Source organism: Arenicella chitinivorans (assembly GCF_014651515.1).
GTDB classification, from domain to species: domain Bacteria; phylum Pseudomonadota; class Gammaproteobacteria; order Arenicellales; family Arenicellaceae; genus Arenicella; species Arenicella chitinivorans.
Map to the genome: position 1 here is coordinate 780,345 of NZ_BMXA01000002.1, position 19,046 is coordinate 799,390.

16 protein-coding genes are annotated in these 19,046 nt (G+C 50.9%); 11 read left to right on the forward strand and 5 right to left on the reverse strand.

What is annotated here, in order from left to right; translation table 11 throughout:
* Nucleotides 1-43 precede the first annotated feature (43 nt).
* From IE055_RS08710 to IE055_RS08730, 5 genes are all read left to right on the forward strand, one after another.
* Nucleotides 44-1,471: a TonB-dependent receptor gene (locus IE055_RS08710; protein ID WP_189399846.1), complete on the forward strand. Its 1,428-nt coding sequence runs from the start codon at nucleotides 44-46 to the stop codon at nucleotides 1,469-1,471.
* A 2-nt stretch (nucleotides 1,472-1,473) separates the two neighbouring features.
* Nucleotides 1,474-2,109 (forward strand): glutathione S-transferase N-terminal domain-containing protein, encoded by a 636-nt coding sequence (locus tag IE055_RS08715; RefSeq protein ID WP_189399847.1) that lies wholly within the window; start codon nucleotides 1,474-1,476, stop codon nucleotides 2,107-2,109.
* A 138-nt stretch (nucleotides 2,110-2,247) separates the two neighbouring features.
* On the forward strand, nucleotides 2,248-2,529 hold the full coding sequence (locus tag IE055_RS08720; protein WP_189399851.1) for a GNAT family N-acetyltransferase: 282 nt from the start codon (nucleotides 2,248-2,250) through the stop codon (nucleotides 2,527-2,529).
* Nucleotides 2,530-5,277: a [protein-PII] uridylyltransferase family protein gene (locus IE055_RS08725; protein ID WP_189399853.1), complete on the forward strand. Its 2,748-nt coding sequence runs from the start codon at nucleotides 2,530-2,532 to the stop codon at nucleotides 5,275-5,277.
* A gap of 163 nt (nucleotides 5,278-5,440) precedes the next feature.
* A complete protein-coding gene (locus IE055_RS08730) occupies nucleotides 5,441-6,451 on the forward strand; it encodes a pectinesterase family protein (RefSeq protein ID WP_189399855.1) in 1,011 nt (336 codons plus the stop codon).
* A 154-nt stretch (nucleotides 6,452-6,605) separates the two neighbouring features.
* Here IE055_RS08730 and IE055_RS08735 read toward each other — a convergent pair whose 3' ends face one another.
* On the reverse strand, nucleotides 6,606-9,563 hold the full coding sequence (locus IE055_RS08735) for a Calx-beta domain-containing protein (protein ID WP_189399857.1): 2,958 nt from the start codon (nucleotides 9,561-9,563) through the stop codon (nucleotides 6,606-6,608).
* A 164-nt stretch (nucleotides 9,564-9,727) separates the two neighbouring features.
* Nucleotides 9,728-10,639, reverse strand: a complete 912-nt coding sequence (locus IE055_RS08740) for a LysR family transcriptional regulator (RefSeq protein ID WP_189399858.1) — start codon at nucleotides 10,637-10,639, stop codon at nucleotides 9,728-9,730.
* Between the two features lie 115 nt (nucleotides 10,640-10,754).
* Between IE055_RS08740 and IE055_RS08745 the strand changes: the two genes are divergently transcribed.
* From IE055_RS08745 to IE055_RS08765, 5 genes are read left to right on the forward strand one after another with little or no spacing between them, the layout of a single operon-like run.
* The gene (locus tag IE055_RS08745) at nucleotides 10,755-11,984 is read left to right on the forward strand and encodes an acyl-CoA dehydrogenase family protein (protein WP_189399861.1); all 1,230 of its coding nucleotides are present in this window, start codon (nucleotides 10,755-10,757) and stop codon (nucleotides 11,982-11,984) included.
* Nucleotides 11,981-12,790: an SDR family oxidoreductase gene (locus IE055_RS08750; protein WP_189399863.1), complete on the forward strand. Its 810-nt coding sequence runs from the start codon at nucleotides 11,981-11,983 to the stop codon at nucleotides 12,788-12,790. Before IE055_RS08745 ends, IE055_RS08750 begins: the two co-directional genes overlap by 4 nt.
* Complete coding sequence (locus tag IE055_RS08755; RefSeq protein WP_229794209.1) at nucleotides 12,787-13,866, forward strand: phosphotransferase family protein; 1,080 nt, start codon at nucleotides 12,787-12,789, stop codon at nucleotides 13,864-13,866. The genes IE055_RS08750 and IE055_RS08755 overlap by 4 nt, the downstream gene beginning before the upstream one ends.
* Entirely contained in the window at nucleotides 13,866-14,570 is a 705-nt protein-coding gene (locus tag IE055_RS08760; protein WP_189399865.1) for a histidine phosphatase family protein, read from the forward strand. The genes IE055_RS08755 and IE055_RS08760 overlap by 1 nt, the downstream gene beginning before the upstream one ends.
* A gap of 19 nt (nucleotides 14,571-14,589) precedes the next feature.
* Nucleotides 14,590-15,339 carry an SDR family oxidoreductase gene (locus IE055_RS08765; protein WP_189399867.1) on the forward strand — a complete coding sequence of 250 codons (750 nt, stop codon included), beginning with the start codon at nucleotides 14,590-14,592 and terminating at the stop codon, nucleotides 15,337-15,339.
* Nucleotides 15,340-15,439: 100 nt separating this feature from the next.
* Here the strand turns inward: IE055_RS08765 and IE055_RS08770 are convergent, their stop codons facing one another.
* Nucleotides 15,440-16,381: a prohibitin family protein gene (locus IE055_RS08770; protein ID WP_189399868.1), complete on the reverse strand. Its 942-nt coding sequence runs from the start codon at nucleotides 16,379-16,381 to the stop codon at nucleotides 15,440-15,442.
* A gap of 475 nt (nucleotides 16,382-16,856) precedes the next feature.
* Here IE055_RS08770 and IE055_RS08775 point away from each other — a divergent pair, with 475 nt between their 5' ends.
* A complete protein-coding gene (locus IE055_RS08775) occupies nucleotides 16,857-17,222 on the forward strand; it encodes a hypothetical protein (protein WP_189399870.1) in 366 nt (121 codons plus the stop codon).
* A 73-nt stretch (nucleotides 17,223-17,295) separates the two neighbouring features.
* Here the strand turns inward: IE055_RS08775 and IE055_RS08780 are convergent, their stop codons facing one another.
* Complete coding sequence (locus IE055_RS08780; protein WP_189399872.1) at nucleotides 17,296-18,204, reverse strand: response regulator; 909 nt, start codon at nucleotides 18,202-18,204, stop codon at nucleotides 17,296-17,298.
* Between the two features lie 124 nt (nucleotides 18,205-18,328).
* Nucleotides 18,329-19,036: an ABC transporter permease gene (locus tag IE055_RS08785; RefSeq protein WP_189399874.1), complete on the reverse strand. Its 708-nt coding sequence runs from the start codon at nucleotides 19,034-19,036 to the stop codon at nucleotides 18,329-18,331.
* Nucleotides 19,037-19,046: the final 10 nt, after the last annotated feature.

The window sequence follows — 19,046 nt, forward strand, 5'->3', positions numbered from 1 at the left end:
TCCCGTGTTGAGCGTTCCGCTGTTGTAAATGAGTTCCTTGAAAATGACAGAAATCAATTTAGAAAATCGTAAAAATCGCAAGTTAACGCAAGAGAAAGCATTGCAGGTAAATCTGGACAACCAGATTTACGGCACTATCGTTGAGATCGGTGCCGGACAAGAAACCGCACGCCAGTTTTTCAGTGCCGGTGCGGCGGCGGGTACCGTTGCCAAAACTATGTCGGCTTATGACATGCAGGTCAGCGATGATGTGTATGGCAAGGCAGGGCGGTATGTTAGTCGTGAGCGCTGCGAACAAATGATGCAGCATGAGTACGATTTGCTGGTGCGGCGCTTAGATGAATCACGCGGCGCCGAAAGCAGTTTCTTCGCCTATGCTGCAACCGTGACGGCACGCAGTTACAGTCAACGCAACGAATGTCATGGCTGGATTGGTGTGCGTCGACAACTCACGCCAAACGCGGAACCGAGCGAGATTATTCTGCACGTGCGTATGCTAGACGACACCAATCGCGAGCAGTCAGAAGCGCTCGGTATTTTGGGTGTTAATCTTGTTCATGGCGCGTACTATCACGCTGATAATCCGAAGCAAATTATCGATAATTTGCAAGATGGCATGGGGCATGACAAGCGTATTGAGATTGATTTGATTCATTTCTCAGGTCCGGATTTTGCCCAAGTTGAAAACCGCTTGATGAACCTGCATTTGATCCATAGTTGGTCTTGTCGTGCGGTCATGTTTGAACCGAATGGTGAATCGATCGTTCCGGCATCAGCATTACGGAAGAAAGATACTGTCGTCATCCGCGGATCGTTTAAGCCACCTACAAAAGTTCATATGGACATGAAAGATGTGGCCATAAAAGCGTTTGCTCAGGAGGAAGGCGTCGAAGAAGACAAGATTATTGTGGTCGCTGAGATTACCATGAATGAGCTGTCGGGGAAGGGCGAGGATGCGGACTCGGACTTCTTGGCGCGCGTGGATTTATTGAATGAGCTTGGATTTTCAGTCTTGATTTCCGACTACCTACGCTTTTTCCGTCTGCGTTCCTGGATACGGCGCTACACCAAAAACCGTATTGGTATTGTGCTCAGTGTGCTCGACTTCGATTATCTATTTGCCGAAGAGTACTATGAAGGGCTTGAGGGCGGTATTCTCGAGGCGTTCGGTAAGTTGTTCTCGGATAACACCAATGTGTATGTTTACCCCAGTATTCGCGAGGGTAAACTCATCACACTGGAGAGCGTGAATGTTGGTGACGATCTGAGTTACCTGCTTAAACATCTGATTCACAATCGTGCCATGGTGTCGGCGGATATTCGTGACGTCGCCAACCTGCAGATTTCCGCGCGTGAAGTGATCAAGCAGATCCCTGAGGGCCGAGGTGACTGGGAGAAATGTGTGCCGGACATTGTGGCCAAGCGGATTATTGAGCGTAAACTATTCGGCTATAACGAACCCAAAAAGTAATTGTGTCTCTTCCGATTCTGTACTCGTTTCGGCGCTGTCCGTATGCGATTCGAGCCAGAATGGCCGTGCATCACGCAAAGCTGTCGTGTGAATTGCGCGAGGTGGTGTTAAAACACAAACCGGTGGCGTTACTTGAAGTGTCACCAAAAGGCACGGTGCCGGTGCTTGATTTGGGTGGATCGGTGCTGGATGAAAGCCTTGATATCATGCGTTATGCGCTTGACCGTCCGGGCAGCGAATGGTCCTCTGCGGAGCTGTCGCATCCATTAGTAGCCCGTAACGACAGCGAGTTTAAACACTATCTAGATCGCTACAAGTACTTTGACCGTTTCCCTGAAGCGGATCAACAATGGTACTTTGAGCAAACGCAGCCATTTTTGGACGCGTTGAATCAGGCGATGGTTGCGTCAGTCGCGGGCCCGTTTTTTCTTGCGTCGCCGACCATGTCGGCGCTCGACGCAGCGATTTTTCCATTCGTGCGGCAATTTGCCTTGGTGGATAAAACGCGATTTGACGCGTTACCGTTGCCAGCACTGAGGTCATGGTTTGAACACATTCTCGTGAGTTCGGATTTTACCGATGTGATGCAAAAATATCCCGCTTGGGAGCCCACGCAGACTGTGACCCTGTTTGACTGAGTTGGAATGCGGCATATTCTGCGGCATTAAAGGCCAATTGCAATTGCCTTTTTCTGATTGCAATCTGGGTTCACCACAGTTACCAAAAACGCGATTTCTAGCGTAGACTATCGCTATCACCCTTCATCGAGTATGTGTATGCCAGAGTTTCAAATCCAACACCAACCAGAGCAAAACCTATTTTTTGTCCCTTTGGATGACGGCCAAAGTGCCTTCATCAAATACCGTCATTCGGATGATCGTTCTGCATCGTCCGAAGTGGATTTTTGGAGCACTTTTGTGCCGGATAGTTATCGCGGTCAGGGCCTCGCGGCGCAGTTGGTCGATCATGCTTTCGCTTGGGCGGAAGACAATGGCTATCATATCCGGACTTCGTGTTGGTACGCGGCTAAACGTATGCAGGCGCGCCAGCAGGCTTAAATGGCGTCACTTGCTGCAAGGGTAGCGGCTTCTCCATACCTGAGCCGCCTAGGGGCGCGCTGTGCGCTGTCGACTCCGAAGGATGCGTCGGTATTGGAAGCCGCACAAGAGGTGGTGTTCGACGCGTTGCGTGCGCCGGTAGCGGACGAGCTAGACGCGGCAGAGGCGACGCTGCTGCTACGAAAGTCCGAGTTCAGTTGGCTCTGGGCACATGCCGAGCTTGCGGGTTGGCAGACACCCGAAGAGCGGGGGCGACGGTGGACTCAATTTGCCGAGCTCAGTATCGACTACGCGCTTCGACTGGCTTGGTTGCGCGTGGCGAATGAACACAAGCAGGTCCAAGACGTGGCGTTGCGGACTGACGGGCGTGTGCCGGGATTGTTCATTTTGGGGATGGGCAAACTCGGAGGGGGCGATCTGAACTTTTCCAGCGATGTGGATCTGGTCGGCTATTTTGACCCCGACGTCGTTCCCGTCCCCGAAGTGCTTGGCAAAAGCTATGTTTGCCACAGAGTGTTGCAGGAATTGACGCGTATTTTAACTCAGGGCGAGACGCATGATTTCGTCTGGCGTGTCGACTGGCGACTGCGGCCAAATGCGTCTGCTACCACCTTGGCGATGTCGAGCCATGCTGCCGAAGAATACTATTTTTATCGTGCTTCTCCTTGGCATCGCTTAGCAATGATGAAAGCGCGCGTGGTTGCCGGTGATGTCGATATTGGCACCCAGTTTCTGACCGACATGACGCCATTTATTTGGCGACAAAATCTGGATTATCGTGCACTTGATGAATTAGCAGAGATTAAGCAGCGCATTAACCTGGAGCATCCGGCTTTGCGTTCGCAACGACAATGGCGCGAGCCCATCGTTGAAGAAATTGGCGGATTCAACGTAAAGCTCGGCACCGGTGGAATTCGCGAGATTGAATTTAAGGTGAATGCGTTACAGTTGATTTGGGGCGGACGGCGACGCGAATTACGTGTCACCAACACGGTACAAGCGCTGCGGGTACTGGCGCAGTGTGATCAGATACCAGAAGCCGACGCAGAAGCATTGATCGGCGGCTATCAGACACTGCGCCGCATTGAAAATGCCATCCAATTACTCGGCAACCAGCAAACGCACTTGATTCCGTCTGATGGTACTCGTCAACAACAACTGTTAACGCTGTTAGGCATCCACGACTGGTCGACACTGGTTGCTGACTTGAATGCGGTTCGACAGTTGGTGAGTCGTCACTTCACCGAACTCTTTACAGATCGTGCTGCCGAGGATAATGACCCCATCGTTTGGCCAGAAGGCTTGTCGGCGCAGGCCGATGGCATCGTCGAAGCCTGGGAGAGTGGTTACCATCTGTATGGCGTATCGAATCAAGTGCGACATCGTCTGGTGCCGTTAACGCGTGGTATTGCCAATTATTTGGCAGAACAGAACAGCCACAGTGGGCAGGACCCCAGTGTCACCGTGGTCCGATTGCATGACTTTTTTCGTGCTCTGCCGAGTGGTGAGCAGTACTTCCGTTTGCTGGCAGAATCCCCTGCGTTGTTGCGCAGCATTGTACCGCCGCTACTGTATTCGCCGGCTATGACCTCTTTGTTGAAGCAGTCACCGCATATCATCGATTGCTACGTACAAGGGGATTGGCGTTACCCTGAACCGTTCGAAAGCGAATATGTGTTGCAAGCCGAAAGTTACGAAGGCCAGCTTGAACGCATGCGGCGCTTTGTTAACGAACACTTATATCAATTGTATTTGCGTTTTCTGCAAGGCGAGATTGCGGTTATCGAATTTCAAACTGCGTTGACTCAACTGGCCGAGCACTCGATCCAGCTCGCAATGCAAGCCGTGCGCGTTAATATGGGTTTGGATTCCGTGCCTGTGGCGGTTATCGGCATGGGTAAAATGGGCATGCGGCGCATGTCGCCGATGTCAGATCTGGATCTGATCTTCGTATTTGACCAGCAGGCGGCGAGCCTCGACCAGGCATCACGGTTTGTGAGTCGACTGCAAACCGCCATCTCGACGCCAATGCGCGAAGGGATTCTGTATGAACTGGATACTCGGCTTCGGCCCTCCGGCAAGTCCGGTGCGCCGACCGTGAGCATCGACAGTTACGCCACGCACCATATGGAACGTGCGCACACTTGGGAGCACATTGCGCTGGTGCCAAGCAGAGTGGTCCACGGTGCGCCAGAAATCAGTGCGCGTATTAATCAGCTTAAAGCCGACGTGTTGACACGTCCTCGAGACGAAGCTCAATTCCTGCGTGACGCACTCAAAATGTGGGCCCGCATCAGTGAGCACCGTATTGACGACACCGCGTTGCACGATATGAACAGCAAACTGCGAGTCGGCGGTTTGATGCAAGCCGAATACCTGGCTTCCTGCTTGGTTCTCAAACATGGCAGCCGGCTCAGCGCATCGGGTATGGAGTTCGACGTGTTACTCGCCAATGCGCTGAAAGAATCTGGTCTGGAAGAACTGCCCGAGGTGATTCAGTTTTGGCGGATACAACAGCTTTGGGAGCGCTTGTTAGGCAAAACGGACCAACCGATAAGCAGTCTGCGCGACCAATATTTCAGCCGCCTACTAGAGCACCTTGAGATGGGGTCGATGGACGAGCTCATTGTGTATAAAAAACACTGTATCGAGCTGGTGGAAAACGGCCTTAACGAACTGTTTACCGGCCTCGACCAAAGCGCAGACGCCATTGATGCGTGGCTGGAGCATCGGGTTAGTTGGGTTTAGGGAAGGCAGTGTTGCTAGACGGTTGACAGCTTTGTTTTAGAACCTTAGTCTATGGTTAATTTATTCTCGCTGTCGAGAATGAATGGTACGATTAGATACTCGATTTTTACTCACTAAGGATTTAAAAATGAACATAGAGGTTGGAATTAAAAGGAAAGCGAGTGTGTTATTACCAGTTGCACTCGTGTTTTTGTTGTCATTCGGTGATAGGGTTTACGCCCAAAACAAAGTGGTTGTAATTCCGATGTTTACTGAGAGCGAGCTGGGTTTGGCGAGCGGGAGCAGTCTGACGAATTTGATCACGGTGTCAAAGTCCGGTGGTGACTATGATTCGATCAGCGAAGCGCTGGATTCCATTTCGGACGCTGGCCCCAAGAATCCATATCTGGTGTACGTAGGCCCCGGAGAATATGCCATAGATAGCGCGCTAAGATTACCTGGCCATGTATCCTTAGTCGGTGCAGGTATCGGATCGACCATCGTAGAAGGCAAAAACTTGAATAACTCAGGCGCGGCATGTGGTCGCTCACTGGTGCTCGTGGAGGGCGATTTTTCAGCCATTCGAAACATAAGCTTACGGAATAGTAGCGGCACCACTGGAACAAGTCCTTATGGTGGTATCTGTTCTGATCAACCAATAAATTCAATTACGTTGGATAGTGTTGACTTACTCGTTTCGGCGCCAGGCTTCAATGTGATCGGCGTGGAGTCCGCAGCTGCCACTTTATACATTGTTGACAGTAAAATCGTGGTCACCGGCAATACTGCTAAAGGTCTCTTTTCCTACATATCGTCCGGTCTTAAGATGTGGAACTCGGAAGTGAGAGTGACTGGCACGGCTAAAGAGAGCACGATTGTTGTTGATTCTCAGAATGACTCAGACTTGGAGATACGAGACAGTGAAGTTGTGACGAATGGAACATTGTTTAAAATCGATGCATTCGGCGTCAGTAGTCAGTTTGACCGGAAGGTATTTGGTAGTTATCTAGTTGGTGAGGTTCTGTTGGCTGGGCAAGTTTCTACGTCAACCCCGAACCCCAACTTGAAATGGGTGGAAGTCTTCAACTCCGTATTGGAATTAGCAACGCCAGACGCTTTTAGCAAAATTTGCATCAACACAAGTTCTACCCGTGTCGAACTAAGCAGTGATTGTGTCGTGCCTAGCCCGGATTAGAAAGCGTTGCGCTTGAGCCTGATGGTCTGCACTCGAGCGCTTGTCCGTGAATAATCACTGCCTACATCGGTTAAGACCGGGTGAAGCAAACCGTTCCCCGGTCTAGATCATCGCGCCCAAGCCATAGACGAGGTGAATCGAGTTAGCTGCGCACTCAATACGATAGCAGAAGTTGTATTAACGGTGTTATGAACGTTGGGCGATTTTCCGCGTTGTCGGGGATGCCATTATTATTGTCATCCGAATCCGCTGTGTTCGGGTCGGTGCGAAACTCGTATTCCTGAAAATTGGTAAAGCCATCACGGTCCACGTCCGCGTCACGATCAAATGAGTTTCTTGGGTTTAAGCCATGGGCGAGTTCAAATTCGTCTGGCATTCCGTCGCCATCATCATCGGTATCGCAAGCATCGCCCAAGCCATCGCTCTCGAAATCCGATTGGTCAGGGTTCGCTGTATATGGGCAATTATCAAACCTATCTAACAATAAGTCGTTATCTGAGTCGAAGTCGTCATTAAATAAAACGAGCATCGACTCTGCGCCTTGAAATCCTGTTGCACCAGCCGTTATGGTTGCATTGATGTCTGCATCCACAAGCAAATTGTCGATACCTGAAACCGTGAACTGGGTTGACGCCTGGCTGGCTGGAATCGTAACCGTAGCGGACACCATCAAGCGGTCAGGGTGGCTACTTGACAGGTGAACAATCAGTGCGTCGCTTAGAGAGGTGTTCTCACGAATAACTGTACCTGTCACCGATCCGCCCTCTGTGATGGACGCTGCATCCAGTGAGAGCTGCAACGATTCTGGGACGTTTTCGATCACCACAGTCGCCGAATTTTCGGCACCAATCAGCGCGAAAGATTTATCTGTATTCGTCAAAGTGACAATGATTGTTTCGTTTACTTCAACGATGGCGTCAGCAATTACATTGACCGGAATCGTAACCGTTGTGGTGCCTGTTGGAAAAACAAAGCTTCCCCCTATGGTAGCGAAATCGACCCCTTCAGTAGCTGTTCCAGTGATTGTCATCGAGACTAGCGCTGGTGACGGTAATGGATGGGTACTGCTTACAGTAAATAGACCGTGTGTTGATGGTTCTATCGCATTGGATGTGGTTGCAATGGAGAATTGCGCATAGTCATCGTCGCTGATCGCAATGTTCTGCGAGACAGTGGTGCCGAGTAAGACTCCGGTGGATGGGTTGGTCAACGTCAGTGTGGCGCTCTCAAGACCTTCAACGAGCGAATCATTTAATACGGTAAATGTGGTACTGCCACTGGTTTGGCCGTCCGGTATCACAATCTCGGTGTTAAGCGTATAGTCAGTTGGCGAGATGCCGACTCCGGAAACCGTCAAGTCTACCGTTTGATCACCGTATACGAAATCAGATGCGGTCGCGGTGACCGTGATGCTATTGGTTAAAGCTTCGCTTGCCGTATTGGCCGTGAGCGACAGGTTAACGGTTCGAACCGGTGCTGGAGTGGCCCCTTCAAAGGCACCTAGGTCAGGACGTGAGCCTAGCAAACGCGTAAACCCGGTTCCGCGCTGATCGGTCAGTAATCCGACAGCTACGGTGTTATCGCCAGTATCGAGAACAGGACTGGTTACGTAGGGTGCCATGGTCCGTGAACTGCCACCATTATCTGCCAACGAGCTCAGTCTCGGGTCTGCTGAAATTACCTTCGCCGAGTTAGGACTGCACGACCACAAGCCAAGGCTATCCTGCTCTAATAGATTTGATTGCCCCATACTCAGATTAACGGAGCCGCCCTCATTCGCACAGTCGGCCACAGGCGTTCCACTCGGGTCGTAGGTGTTGGCAATAATCGAATTGTTCAGGTTCAAAGTGGCAGAATTGCTCGCACTTCGATTCCAGACGGCACCGCGGTCGCTAGTGACTGCGGAAACTTGATTGTCGGATATGGTGACGTGTGTGAGCGTTAGGGTTCCTTGATCATTAAAAATGGCGCCCGCAGACCCTGAGGTATTACCAGTGACCGTGGTGTTGACCAAGGTGGCTTCTGCGCCCGGGCGCAATTGAATCGCACCGCCATCAAGTCCCGCACCACCGGTGAGCAGCGTATTCTCAAACTCGACATGACCATCGTATACCCGCATCACATAGCCTTCGCTATTGGCATCAAGCGTGCCGTTTGAAATAGATAACACAGCGCTGCTCGCGTTGTTGATGCTGCTGGTATCGGCAGCGTAGACGATGGTTTGACCGTTTAAATCAATTTCAAGGGTATCGCCGTCATCGCAGCTGGCTGAATAGAACGTCAATGCATTTGTGAACTCATTAAAGTTCGTCACTGAAGCCGAAACACATTCCGGCACCACGCTGATATTGGCGGTGTCGCCCGTGTATCCCGTTGCTGAGGCTGTGACGGTGACGGATTGCGTACCGTCTAAGATGCCGTCATCGACTGCGGTAATGTTGAAGGGTGCCGACTCTACCTCGCCATCCGCAATCACAATGGTTGCTGGCACCGTGGCTTCTCCAGGGTCGCTGCTACTGAGGTTTACGGTTAAACTGCCTGCAAACCCGTTGCGAGATACTACGGCGTTGGTGACACCGCCATTTTCGCTGATCGAGGTAGCGCTGACGCTCAACGACAACGTCGGGATCGGCGCAGTGGTGGTGACGCGTCCGGCAGTTGGAAAATCGAAGGGTGAACTAATGCCATTGCATGAGACGTCGTTGCAGGTACCCTGGACCGAGAAGCCCGCAGGGTATGGCTCAATATTGATCGTCCCGCCTGCATTGGTGAGTGGTGATTCAAAACTGAGCGCGAGCTCTTCGACCCCAACCATGTTTGTCAGCTCTTCTTCTACCAGGATCATCGTGCTTGCATCTCCCGATGAGGCGGGGTTCGGCACACCATACCGAGTGGTGCCGCGCGACGGACTTTCGTATACGATTATTTGGATATTGGAATAGACATTACTGCTGGCATCATAATCGAATGACCCATGCGCGTATGCACCATTGCTGAATGTGATTCCTTCTAGATACCATGTCTGTGCCGCCTGCGCGTGAGCCGCCGATGTAGCTATTACGGAGTAAAGAAAAATAGAGAGGATGGCGAGAAATGCGTGCGGACGAAACATAACAATTAATCCAGCTTAGAGTTCTATGCCCTTGTGGGGAGTTATGCCCCCTGTCCACCCAGCTACAAGATACCTCGTTTCGACTCTTTAATAAACCGGTAAAAGCTTGTATTGGTAATAAACCGTGGTTGCTGTTGTTCACTGCTAAAGACTATAAGTGCGGTTTATATGTTACTCGCGGTCTCCACAATTAACCCCCGCAACCAGATTAGCGCAGCATCCTGTTCGGTGGTTTCGTGCCAGTACAGTTGCGTCACGAGCTTGGGGATTGCGTAGGGCACGTCTTGAAGAACCAATTCTGCGTCCAACAGGTGTTGGGCCATGGCGCGTGTGGTGGTCAGGAGTTGGTCTGAGGTTTTGAGGATGGTGGCGGCTGCGAAGTAGTTCTGGCAGCGGATGGTGCTGCGACGGTGCAATCCTTTATGTTGGAAGTAGCTGTCTTCGCCGGTCATACCGGTGGGGCGATTGGACACGCTGATGTGGTTGGCCTCGAGATACGCGGCGCGTGTTAGTTGATTGCGTAGCGGATGGTTGGTACGCATCACCACACAGAATTCGCTGGTCCACAAGGTGTGATGGCAGATCGGTGGTTTGACTTGCACCGCGGCGTCCAGCGCGACATCGATATGCCCAGCACTGAGTTCTTTGGCAAGATTATTCCGATCGATTTTGACGCAGGCTAGACTGGCTTTGGGTGCAGACCTAGCAAACAGTGCCGACAGCGCGGGCAGCACGGCGGGTTCCATGGCATCGTGCATGCCAATGCGAAAGGCTTGTTCCGTGGTATTCGGGTCAAACTCGCCCCATTGCTGCAGCATATGATGCAGGCGTTTAAGTGTGTCGATGATGGCCGGCGCCATACGCTGACACGCCGGTGTGGGTACCATTTTCTGTTGCGCGCGGACAAACAGCGGGTCATCCAATACATCGCGCAGACGACGAATCGCGTGACTCACCGCCGACGGCGTAATATTGAGCTGATCTGCGGCACGAGTCATGTTCTGCTCAAGGTAAAGCTGTTCGAACACGCGCAGTAAATTGAGGTCGAGCTGTTGAATGCGTTTCAGGTTGGGCATGTTAAATCGTAGATTTAGTCTGAATGTTATTCATAATACACTGTTTTATATTTCATCTTGTTCATTTTAATTTGGCGTATGCTTGGTGCATAAATCACGTTTGAGGAACGCCAGTATGAACTTTGAGCACAGCCAAAAGGCCCAAGACTACATCGCCCGAGTAAAACAATTTATGCGCGACCGAGTTGCGCCTTTCGAAAGCCAGATTTATCAGGATATGCATGAGATGAATCCAGATGGCAATTGGCGCAACTGGAAGCTACACCCAAGAGTCGAAGCCCTGAAGGTTGAAGCGCGCGAGGCTGGGCTGTGGAATTTGTTTTTGCCAGATGCCGAACTGGCTCACGGCTTGACCACGCTTGAATATGCACCGCTAGCAGAAGAAATGGGCAAAATGTTGTTTGCCCCTGAGATATTCAACTGCAATGCGCCGGATACCGGTAATATGGAAGTGCTGTACCATTTTGGTTCTGAAGCGCAGAAAGACACGTGGTTAAAGCCATTACTGGCTGGCGAGATTCGCTCGGTATTTGGTATGACCGAGCCGGATGTTGCCTCGTCGGATGCCACCAATATGCAGGCAACCATTGAAGAAGATGGTGATGAGATTGTGGTTAACGGTAAAAAGTGGTGGAGTACTGGTCTTGGTCACCCGAATGCTAAATTTACCATTTTCATGGGCTTGTCCAATCCCGAAAACGATCGCCATAACCGCCATGCCATGGTCATTGTGCCGTTGGACAGCGAAGGCTTGGAGATTAAACGTATGCTGACCGCTTACGGCGATTACGATGCGCCGTATGGCCATGGTGAAATGCATCTGACCAATGTGCGTGTGCCGAAAGAAAACTTGATTATGGGCATGGGCAAAGGCTTTGCCATTGCGCAAGGGCGTCTTGGTCCGGGTCGTATTCACCATTGTATGCGCACCATTGGTCTGGCCGAAAAAGCACTTGAGTTGGCGATTGAGCGCGGGTTGAGTCGCGAAGCGTTTGGCAAACCCATTCTGCAATTAGGCGGCAATGGCGAGCGTATTGCGCAGGCACGCATTGCCATTGATCAAGCGCGCTTGTTGACCTTAAATGCCGCATGGAAAATTGACACGGTTGGTGTGAAACAGGCAATGACCGAGATCTCGGCGATCAAAGTCGCGGTACCGCGGATGGCTGAAGAGGTCGTTAACATGGCGGTACAATTACACGGTGGCGCTGGTATGAGCGGCGATTTTCCACTCGCGCATTTTGCCGCTGGTGTGCGTGCACTGCGCCTTGCCGATGGGCCGGATGAGGTTCACATGGGCATGGTCACGCGTCTTGAGCTTAAAAAACATATGAATCGAACATGAAAAAAGTAGTAATAACCGGTGCGGGTTCAGGTCTCGGCCGTGCACTCGCTCTGCGCTACAGTGCGGAAGGTGCACAAATCTGCGTCGCAGATGTTAATGAGCAAGGCGGGAATGAAACCGTCGAAACAATCACGCAGTCAGGTGGCAGTGCTTTTTATCAGGCCTGTGACATCACTAAGCAATGGGATGTCGATAAGCTGGCGGCAGCGCTATCTGAGCGTTGGCAATCGGTGGACATGCTCGTAAACAATGCGGGCGTGGCAACTGCCGGGTCGATTGAGTCGGAGAGCTTGTCGCAATGGCAATGGGTTTTGGACATCAACCTGCTGGGCCAGGTGCGTGTCACTAAAGCCATGTTGCCGTTGCTGCGTAATAGTCGTGCTGCGGAACGCGACATTATCAATATTGCTTCACAAGCGGGTATTACGCCCGCACCGGGTATGGGCAGCTATTCGGTGACCAAGGCCGCGATGGTCAGTTTTGCTGAGACCGCCCATCTTGAGTTGGCGGATGAGGGGATTCATGTGAGCGTGGTTTGCCCGTCGTTCTTTGATACCAATCTGAATGAGTCTCTGCGTAGCGATGACCCTGGTGCACAAGCCACGGTGAACAAGATGATCAAGCGCTCCGGTGTGAGTGCCGATCGGATCGCCAATGAAATTTATCGTCAAGTCAGTGCACGGAAGTTTATGGTGATTACACATAAGGCGGGTCGCAGTGCGTATCGATTCAAACGCTTTTTGCCGATTGAGCGCTACCTAGCTATGGTGAAAAAACGAACCAAACATTTTATTAAAAAATCGTGACCACAGAAGCATTACAAAGCTTGGACCGCGCCGGTAAAGTTCGACCCGGTGAAGAGCTGGACCTCAGTCAGCTAGATCCGTGGATTAAATCTCAGATCGAGGGTCTGAGCGGCACACCATCGGTAACGCAGTACTCTGGTGGCGCGTCCAATTGGACCTATTGTTTACGCTACCCGGAGCGGGAACTCATTGTGCGCCGTGCGCCCGCGGGTACCAAAGCCAAAGGTGCGCACGACATGGGGCGTGAGTACCGCTTGCAGGCTTTATTGAAACCGGTGTATCCCTATGTGCCAGCCATGCTGGCTTACTCTGACGATACAAGCATTATTGGCTCTGAGTTTTATGTTATGGAAAAACTCGTGGGGCTGATTCCGCGGACCAATATGCCGCGCGGTTTGACCATGAACGCGGTGCAGAATCGAGCCCTATGTCTGCATGCTATTGACAGTTTGATTGAGTTGCATGCGGTGGACTACACCAAAGCCGGATTGGCAGATTTCGCTAAGGGTGAGGGCTATGCTAAACGCCAGATCGACGGCTGGAGCCATCGTTATAGCAAAGCCAAAACCTGGAATGTACCGGCCGCAAAATCGGTCATGCGTTGGTTGCAGTCGAACTTGCCGGAACAAGAGACAATCTGTTTAACGCATAATGATTTTCGCTTAGACAATCTGGTGCTGGATGCCGCTGACCCAACGCGTGTGATCGGGGTGTTGGACTGGGAGCTCGCAACGCTGGGTGACCCGTTAATGGACCTCGGTAACAGTCTGGCCTATTGGGTAGAAGCCGACGATGATTTTTTTGCGCAGAAAACCCGTCGTCAGCCTACGCATTTACCCGGTATGCTGACACGTCAGGAGTTAATCGACTATTACTTGTATAAAACTGGCACGGACGCGACCGATTTTACCTTTTATCAGGTCTACGGCTGGTTTCGCTTGGCGGGAATTGTGCAGCAGATCTACTATCGCTATCACCACAAACAAACTCGGAACCCAGCGTTCAAGCACCTATGGGTGTTTGTACATTATTTGATTCATCGGTGTCGTCAAGCCATCAGACTTGCGGAGCAATAATGGCCAGCATTTACCTAATTCGTCACGGCCAAGCCTCATTTGGCCAAGAAAATTATGACCAACTGTCCGAGCTGGGACAACAACAAGCAGCGCATTTGGGTAGGTCGATATCTCAGCGCGTACCCAAGGTTGATCAGGTCGTTCTGGGGGGCATGTTACGTCATCGCCAGACTGCTGAGAATTGTCTGGCTGGCTATGCGCAACGCTTGGCCGACAGTAATCCAACCATTGATGCTGGTTGGAATGAATATGATCATCAAGATATTCTCGCACAGTTACGGCCGGAGTATAAAACTGCCGGCGGAATGACCGAGTTCATCGCGTCGCAAACGAACCCCAAGCAGGTGTTCGAGCAGGATTTTAATGCTGCCATTGATCGCTGGACCAGTGGCCAGTTTGATGCTGACTATGTTGAGTGTTGGCAGGACTATCGACAACGGGTGTTGACTGCACTACAACGTGTTATTGACGCATCCACCAACGCGAAAAACCTCTTTGTGTTTACCTCCGGTGGCCCAATATCGGTGGTCGCGCAGCATCTGCTGGGTGTGCCTGCAGAACAGATTATGCGCATGAACTGGACGTTGATGAATTGTGCGGTCACAAAGCTCGTTTCAACGTCTGACCGCGTGTTTTTATCAACCTTGAATGAGCACACGCACTTTGAGGGCGCAGAGAACAAGCATCTAATAACTTACACCTAGAGTAGGCGGAAGGAGAACTATGAAACGACAAAACATTCTGATTACCGGGGCCAGTTCGGGCCTGGGTTACACCATGGCGAAACTGTACGCGGCGCAAGGGCGGAACCTGGCATTGTGTGCCCGACGTGTCGATAAGTTAGACGCGTTAAAGGCTGAGATTGCCGAGTCTAACCCGAACGTGACTGTGTCTGTGCGCCAGTTGGACGTGAACGATCATGATCAAGTGTTTGAGGTGTTTAACGCTTTTGAACAGGACCTCGGGCATCTTGATCGTGTCATCGTGAATGCAGGGATGGGCAAAGGCGCGAGTCTCGGAACGGGGTATTTTGAGGCCAACAAGCAAACAGCGATCACCAATTTTGTTTCCGCTATAGCGCAATGTGAGGCGGCGTTGGCGATTTTCCGTAAACAGAATCACGGTCATTTAGTCACAATTTCTTCAATGAGTGCGGTGCGAGGGTTCCGGCGCGCATTGACGGTGTATGCGGCGACTAAAGCGGCAGTAACATCGTTGACCGAGGGCATCCGCATTGATTTACTCGACACGCCGATCAAAGCCACCACGATTCACCCGGGCTTTATTCGTAGTGAAATCAACGAGAAAGTCAAAAAAGTGCCTTTTATCGTCGACACCGAGACTGGGTGTAAGGCGATTCTTAAAGCCATTGAGAAGGAAGGTGCAAATTATTACGTGCCAGTATGGCCTTGGGCCATTATGTGTCGCTTAATGCGATATGCGCCACTGCGAATGCTGGCGAAAATGAGTTAAGCAGATCGGGACGTCGTAACAACGACGTCCCGACCGGTTTTAAGGTTCACTGGCACCGTCAATGGTGCCACTGCCCATAAGCGTAAACTGACACTCAGTATCAATTGGTGCGCAGGTCTAAAATGGGCATGTTTTCACCGCCAACGTATTTCGGCAAGATGCCGTTCCACGCTTCGATTTGCTTCAACTGAATATATGCAGGGCTCTGTTGAGCGGCCTGGTTGATCTTTTCGATCTTGTACGCCTCAGCATCCGCTAGGAGTCGAATACGTTGTTCTTCTAATTTGGCAGCTTCAAACTCGGCGTTGGCAGTAGCGATTTTTTGCTCCTGTTCGGTACTGAAGCGCTTGAGTTCGGCTTTCTGTTTCTCGGCTTCTTGCTCACGACGTTTTTTGTCTTCCACCGCTTTGGCTATAAATGGCGGCAAGATGACGTTGCGAATCAGTATGCCTTGCATTTGAATGCCAACGGGTTCAAGTTTTTGAGTCAATGCAGACATCATGTGTTCTTGCATGCGGTTTTGAACCGACTCGGAGTAAAACTCCTCGGCATTGGCAACTGTCTTGCCTTGCTCCCGCATCAGTGAACGAAAATACGGTACCACATGAATTTGTACGACGTCCTGCGCGGTACCGGTGTTTTTCTTCACTTCAGGTGCTTTGGACCCCATCAAGCGGTATTGCAAGGACACATCAAAATGGGAGATCAGCTGATCTTGTGACGGCACACCCATTTTGTCGAACTTTAAGGTCTTTTGACGCACGTCATACTCATTCCACGCATAGAGTGGGTTGACCGGAAAATGCAGGCCTTCCTCGTAAACCGTGTCCTGTACCTCGCCAAATAAGGTGGCGACCTTGACGTGACCAGCCGGTACTTGTTGGACGCAGAAGAGGGCAATAAATAGCAGTAACGCCGGCACAATAATGGTTTTCGCGAGTCCGCGCACTGGGTTCAGCGCGGGAATATTGCGGCCAATTAGTAGCACGATAACCGAAGCGATAACCGCCAGAATAGCGATGAACTGAAGGTTTTCAAACATAGGGACTCCTGTAGTTATTGTAATGAGGGCAACACCTACCCGCTTTGGTCATTCATTGACGCTGGGTGATGAGACATGCTCATAAAATGGGGGTTAACAAAGTAAGATCAAAGGATTACGGAGTGGTAATTTTATGGTATTCCGCTCCATCGTGCTTATCTACTGCTTATCTCGTTGGTTTGTTCTGCCTAAGCCAGGTGAGGGTCGTTTTGTATCCTTAGAGCATTATGTAGCAGATAAGCGACACTTTTAGCATAGTTTGGGTATTAAGCCCAATCTCTGTTGGACTATGGTCCACTTGTTATTCATGGTTGAGACGAGTAACGTTTTACCTAGAGCATTTCCAAACAATTTTGCAGGGTTGGCTAAAGGCAGTTCTCTGCTGATGTTTAACATGTAGCTTTGCAGCATGGAATCACAGGATGTGTGCCATTCGTATGGTCGGGATGATTTGAATCAAACTGGAGTAGACGGCATGAAGGTAACCGATGAACTGACAAACCTGGTTGTAGAACTGGGTGAACTGGAGAGCTTTGAGCGTGCAGGGGCTGTTATCAGTCAAGAAGGTGTTTCGGTAAAAGCGTTGCTTAGTTTATTCAACGAGACCGACAATCCACGATCAAAACAAGTGGTGCGTGAAATATTTGATGAAGCGGGTTATGGGTGGCTCTTTGAGCTTGATCAAGGGTGCGTCGAATCAGCGGCTGCTTTAAAAACAACGACCATTGAGAACGCCAGTGCCACTGACGAACTCGTGGTAATCAAGGAAATTCCAGATAATGGGTATTTGACGGAAGAAGAGTTTTTGGACTTAATGCCGGCGAGCGCATATTTTCACTAGGCGTGCTGACGCCATCTCAACGGCTTGCTACGCCCGCACTCTGTGGTGTTTGCTACTTTGGTACAACTTTATATCAGCGGCTTTTCGGTTCTGCGCCCGGTTTAGTTCCTGCCACCGGCTCACCGGCTTCGACTGAGTCCGAGCTAAGCCCCGGTTCCAATTGACTTACCAATTCGATCAAGCTGTTAGTCTGCGCTTGCAGGCGTTTGTTTTCTGAAAACGTTTGATAATTGATAATCAAGCTGATTAACGCGACGGCTGCGAGCGCGCCAATGGCGATTTGCTGCCAATTGAGCTGCGGTTTGGTGCCCGCCGACTGCTCTTGAGGTAGGACTGTCAGGGTTGGACTGTTGAGCTCGTCCGTTGGGCGCGTGCTGGCGGCTGTATCGCGCGTGATTTGGTCTTTGATCTCCCGCAGCTCGCGCATGAAGCGCCCGAGCATGACGCGGGTATTGTCTTGAATTTCTCGTCGTACATGCCCTTGATGAATTTCGAGTGATTTGGCGACCTGGTCACGCACTTGAAATAAGGAGTCGCTGGTGTGTTGGCTTGGGTGCGTTTCTTCTTCGGTTTCGTGATGTTGAACAGGTGGTGATTGATACGATTTAAGTGTGGCGCCGATGCTCTTAACCGTACGATCAATGTCATTCTCGGTCATTACTGCTTTTGAAAGCACGTCAATTGCGCCGGCCTCTCTGGCACGTTGCACGTAATCATCGCCGGACTCATCCGTGTACATGGCGACCGGGATCGTGGCTGTGGCTCGATTGGCTTTAATTATTTTGACCGCTTCGAGCCCGTTCATACCGCGCATCGAATGATCCATAAAAATAATGTCCGGAATGCGATACGACAAATAGCTCAAGGCGTCTTCAGCTGAGTAAGCCAGATCAATACGCAGTTCATAGGCCTGCAATATACGCTTAAGCTTAAATTGTGCCGTTTTGGAATCGTCGACGATTAAGGCGGTTTTAGTTGGCATAAAGGACGCTCTACTGACTCAAGCTCTGGGTTGAAGATGGATTCTTATTATGATTTTACTACCCAACGTTGTTTTAGTGTTGCACAGCTTGAGAACGTCGGCAAGCATTGCGCGCAACAACAACTCAGTTCTGTTCTTCAGAGAATTCTGGGCGTGCTAGATAATAGAAAGCGAACGCGGTGAGTCCGGACGATGAAAACAACACAAGCATAATCATGATCTGGTAGCGCACCGCAATCAGGGGGGATACGCCGGACAGTATTTGACCAGTCATCATGCCTGGCAATGACACCAGGCCAACCGCTAGCAGGGAATTTAAGGTGGGAATCAAGGTGGCCCGATAGGCTGTGTTGCGTGCTTTGATGGTGCTGGCCTTGCTTTCGAGTTCCGCATAAAAACGTTCAGCGAATAAGCTGATCGCGTTCATACCAACGGCAAAAATCATGCCCGCCAATGGGATAACCTGGTTAGGTTGAAACCATGGATCACTGGTGAGTACAGCCTGGGTAATTAAAATTAGCAACAGCACATTGACTGCGCCGGTTGCCAGCAAAGCTTTGAAATAGAGTGTAGTCCGTCGTTCAGGTACTGAGCGCAAGGCTATCCACGCAGAAACCAGTAGCATGACAGAGAGGATCGCTGCCACCATTAAGGCATGCTCGGCCGCAAACAAATAGGTCAACACAAAACCAATCAGAATTAGCTGAATCACCATGCGTGCCAGAGCATAAAGGGCTGAGCCCGGTTCAGCAGACCAACGCCAGAGTATCCAGACTACCAGCAGAGCGGGAATCAGTACCAGGCTAAGGTTGAATAATGGGATGGTTTGCATAAGCGAGCTT

What these genes read in the sequence shown, in the direction of transcription:
- IE055_RS08785 (WP_189399874.1), bottom strand. Translation starts at nt 19,036, where the DNA reads ATGCAAACCATCCCATTATTCAACCTTAGCCTGGTACTGATTCCCGCT.
- IE055_RS08720 (WP_189399851.1), top strand. Translation starts at nt 2,248, where the DNA reads ATGCCAGAGTTTCAAATCCAACACCAACCAGAGCAAAACCTATTTTTT.
- IE055_RS08740 (WP_189399858.1), bottom strand. Translation starts at nt 10,639, where the DNA reads ATGCCCAACCTGAAACGCATTCAACAGCTCGACCTCAATTTACTGCGC.
- IE055_RS08735 (WP_189399857.1), bottom strand. Translation starts at nt 9,563, where the DNA reads ATGTTTCGTCCGCACGCATTTCTCGCCATCCTCTCTATTTTTCTTTAC.
- IE055_RS08725 (WP_189399853.1), top strand. Translation starts at nt 2,530, where the DNA reads ATGGCGTCACTTGCTGCAAGGGTAGCGGCTTCTCCATACCTGAGCCGC.
- IE055_RS08745 (WP_189399861.1), top strand. Translation starts at nt 10,755, where the DNA reads ATGAACTTTGAGCACAGCCAAAAGGCCCAAGACTACATCGCCCGAGTA.
- IE055_RS08765 (WP_189399867.1), top strand. Translation starts at nt 14,590, where the DNA reads ATGAAACGACAAAACATTCTGATTACCGGGGCCAGTTCGGGCCTGGGT.
- IE055_RS08710 (WP_189399846.1), top strand. Translation starts at nt 44, where the DNA reads ATGACAGAAATCAATTTAGAAAATCGTAAAAATCGCAAGTTAACGCAA.
- IE055_RS08760 (WP_189399865.1), top strand. Translation starts at nt 13,866, where the DNA reads ATGGCCAGCATTTACCTAATTCGTCACGGCCAAGCCTCATTTGGCCAA.
- IE055_RS08780 (WP_189399872.1), bottom strand. Translation starts at nt 18,204, where the DNA reads ATGCCAACTAAAACCGCCTTAATCGTCGACGATTCCAAAACGGCACAA.
- IE055_RS08750 (WP_189399863.1), top strand. Translation starts at nt 11,981, where the DNA reads ATGAAAAAAGTAGTAATAACCGGTGCGGGTTCAGGTCTCGGCCGTGCA.
- IE055_RS08770 (WP_189399868.1), bottom strand. Translation starts at nt 16,381, where the DNA reads ATGTTTGAAAACCTTCAGTTCATCGCTATTCTGGCGGTTATCGCTTCG.
- IE055_RS08775 (WP_189399870.1), top strand. Translation starts at nt 16,857, where the DNA reads ATGAAGGTAACCGATGAACTGACAAACCTGGTTGTAGAACTGGGTGAA.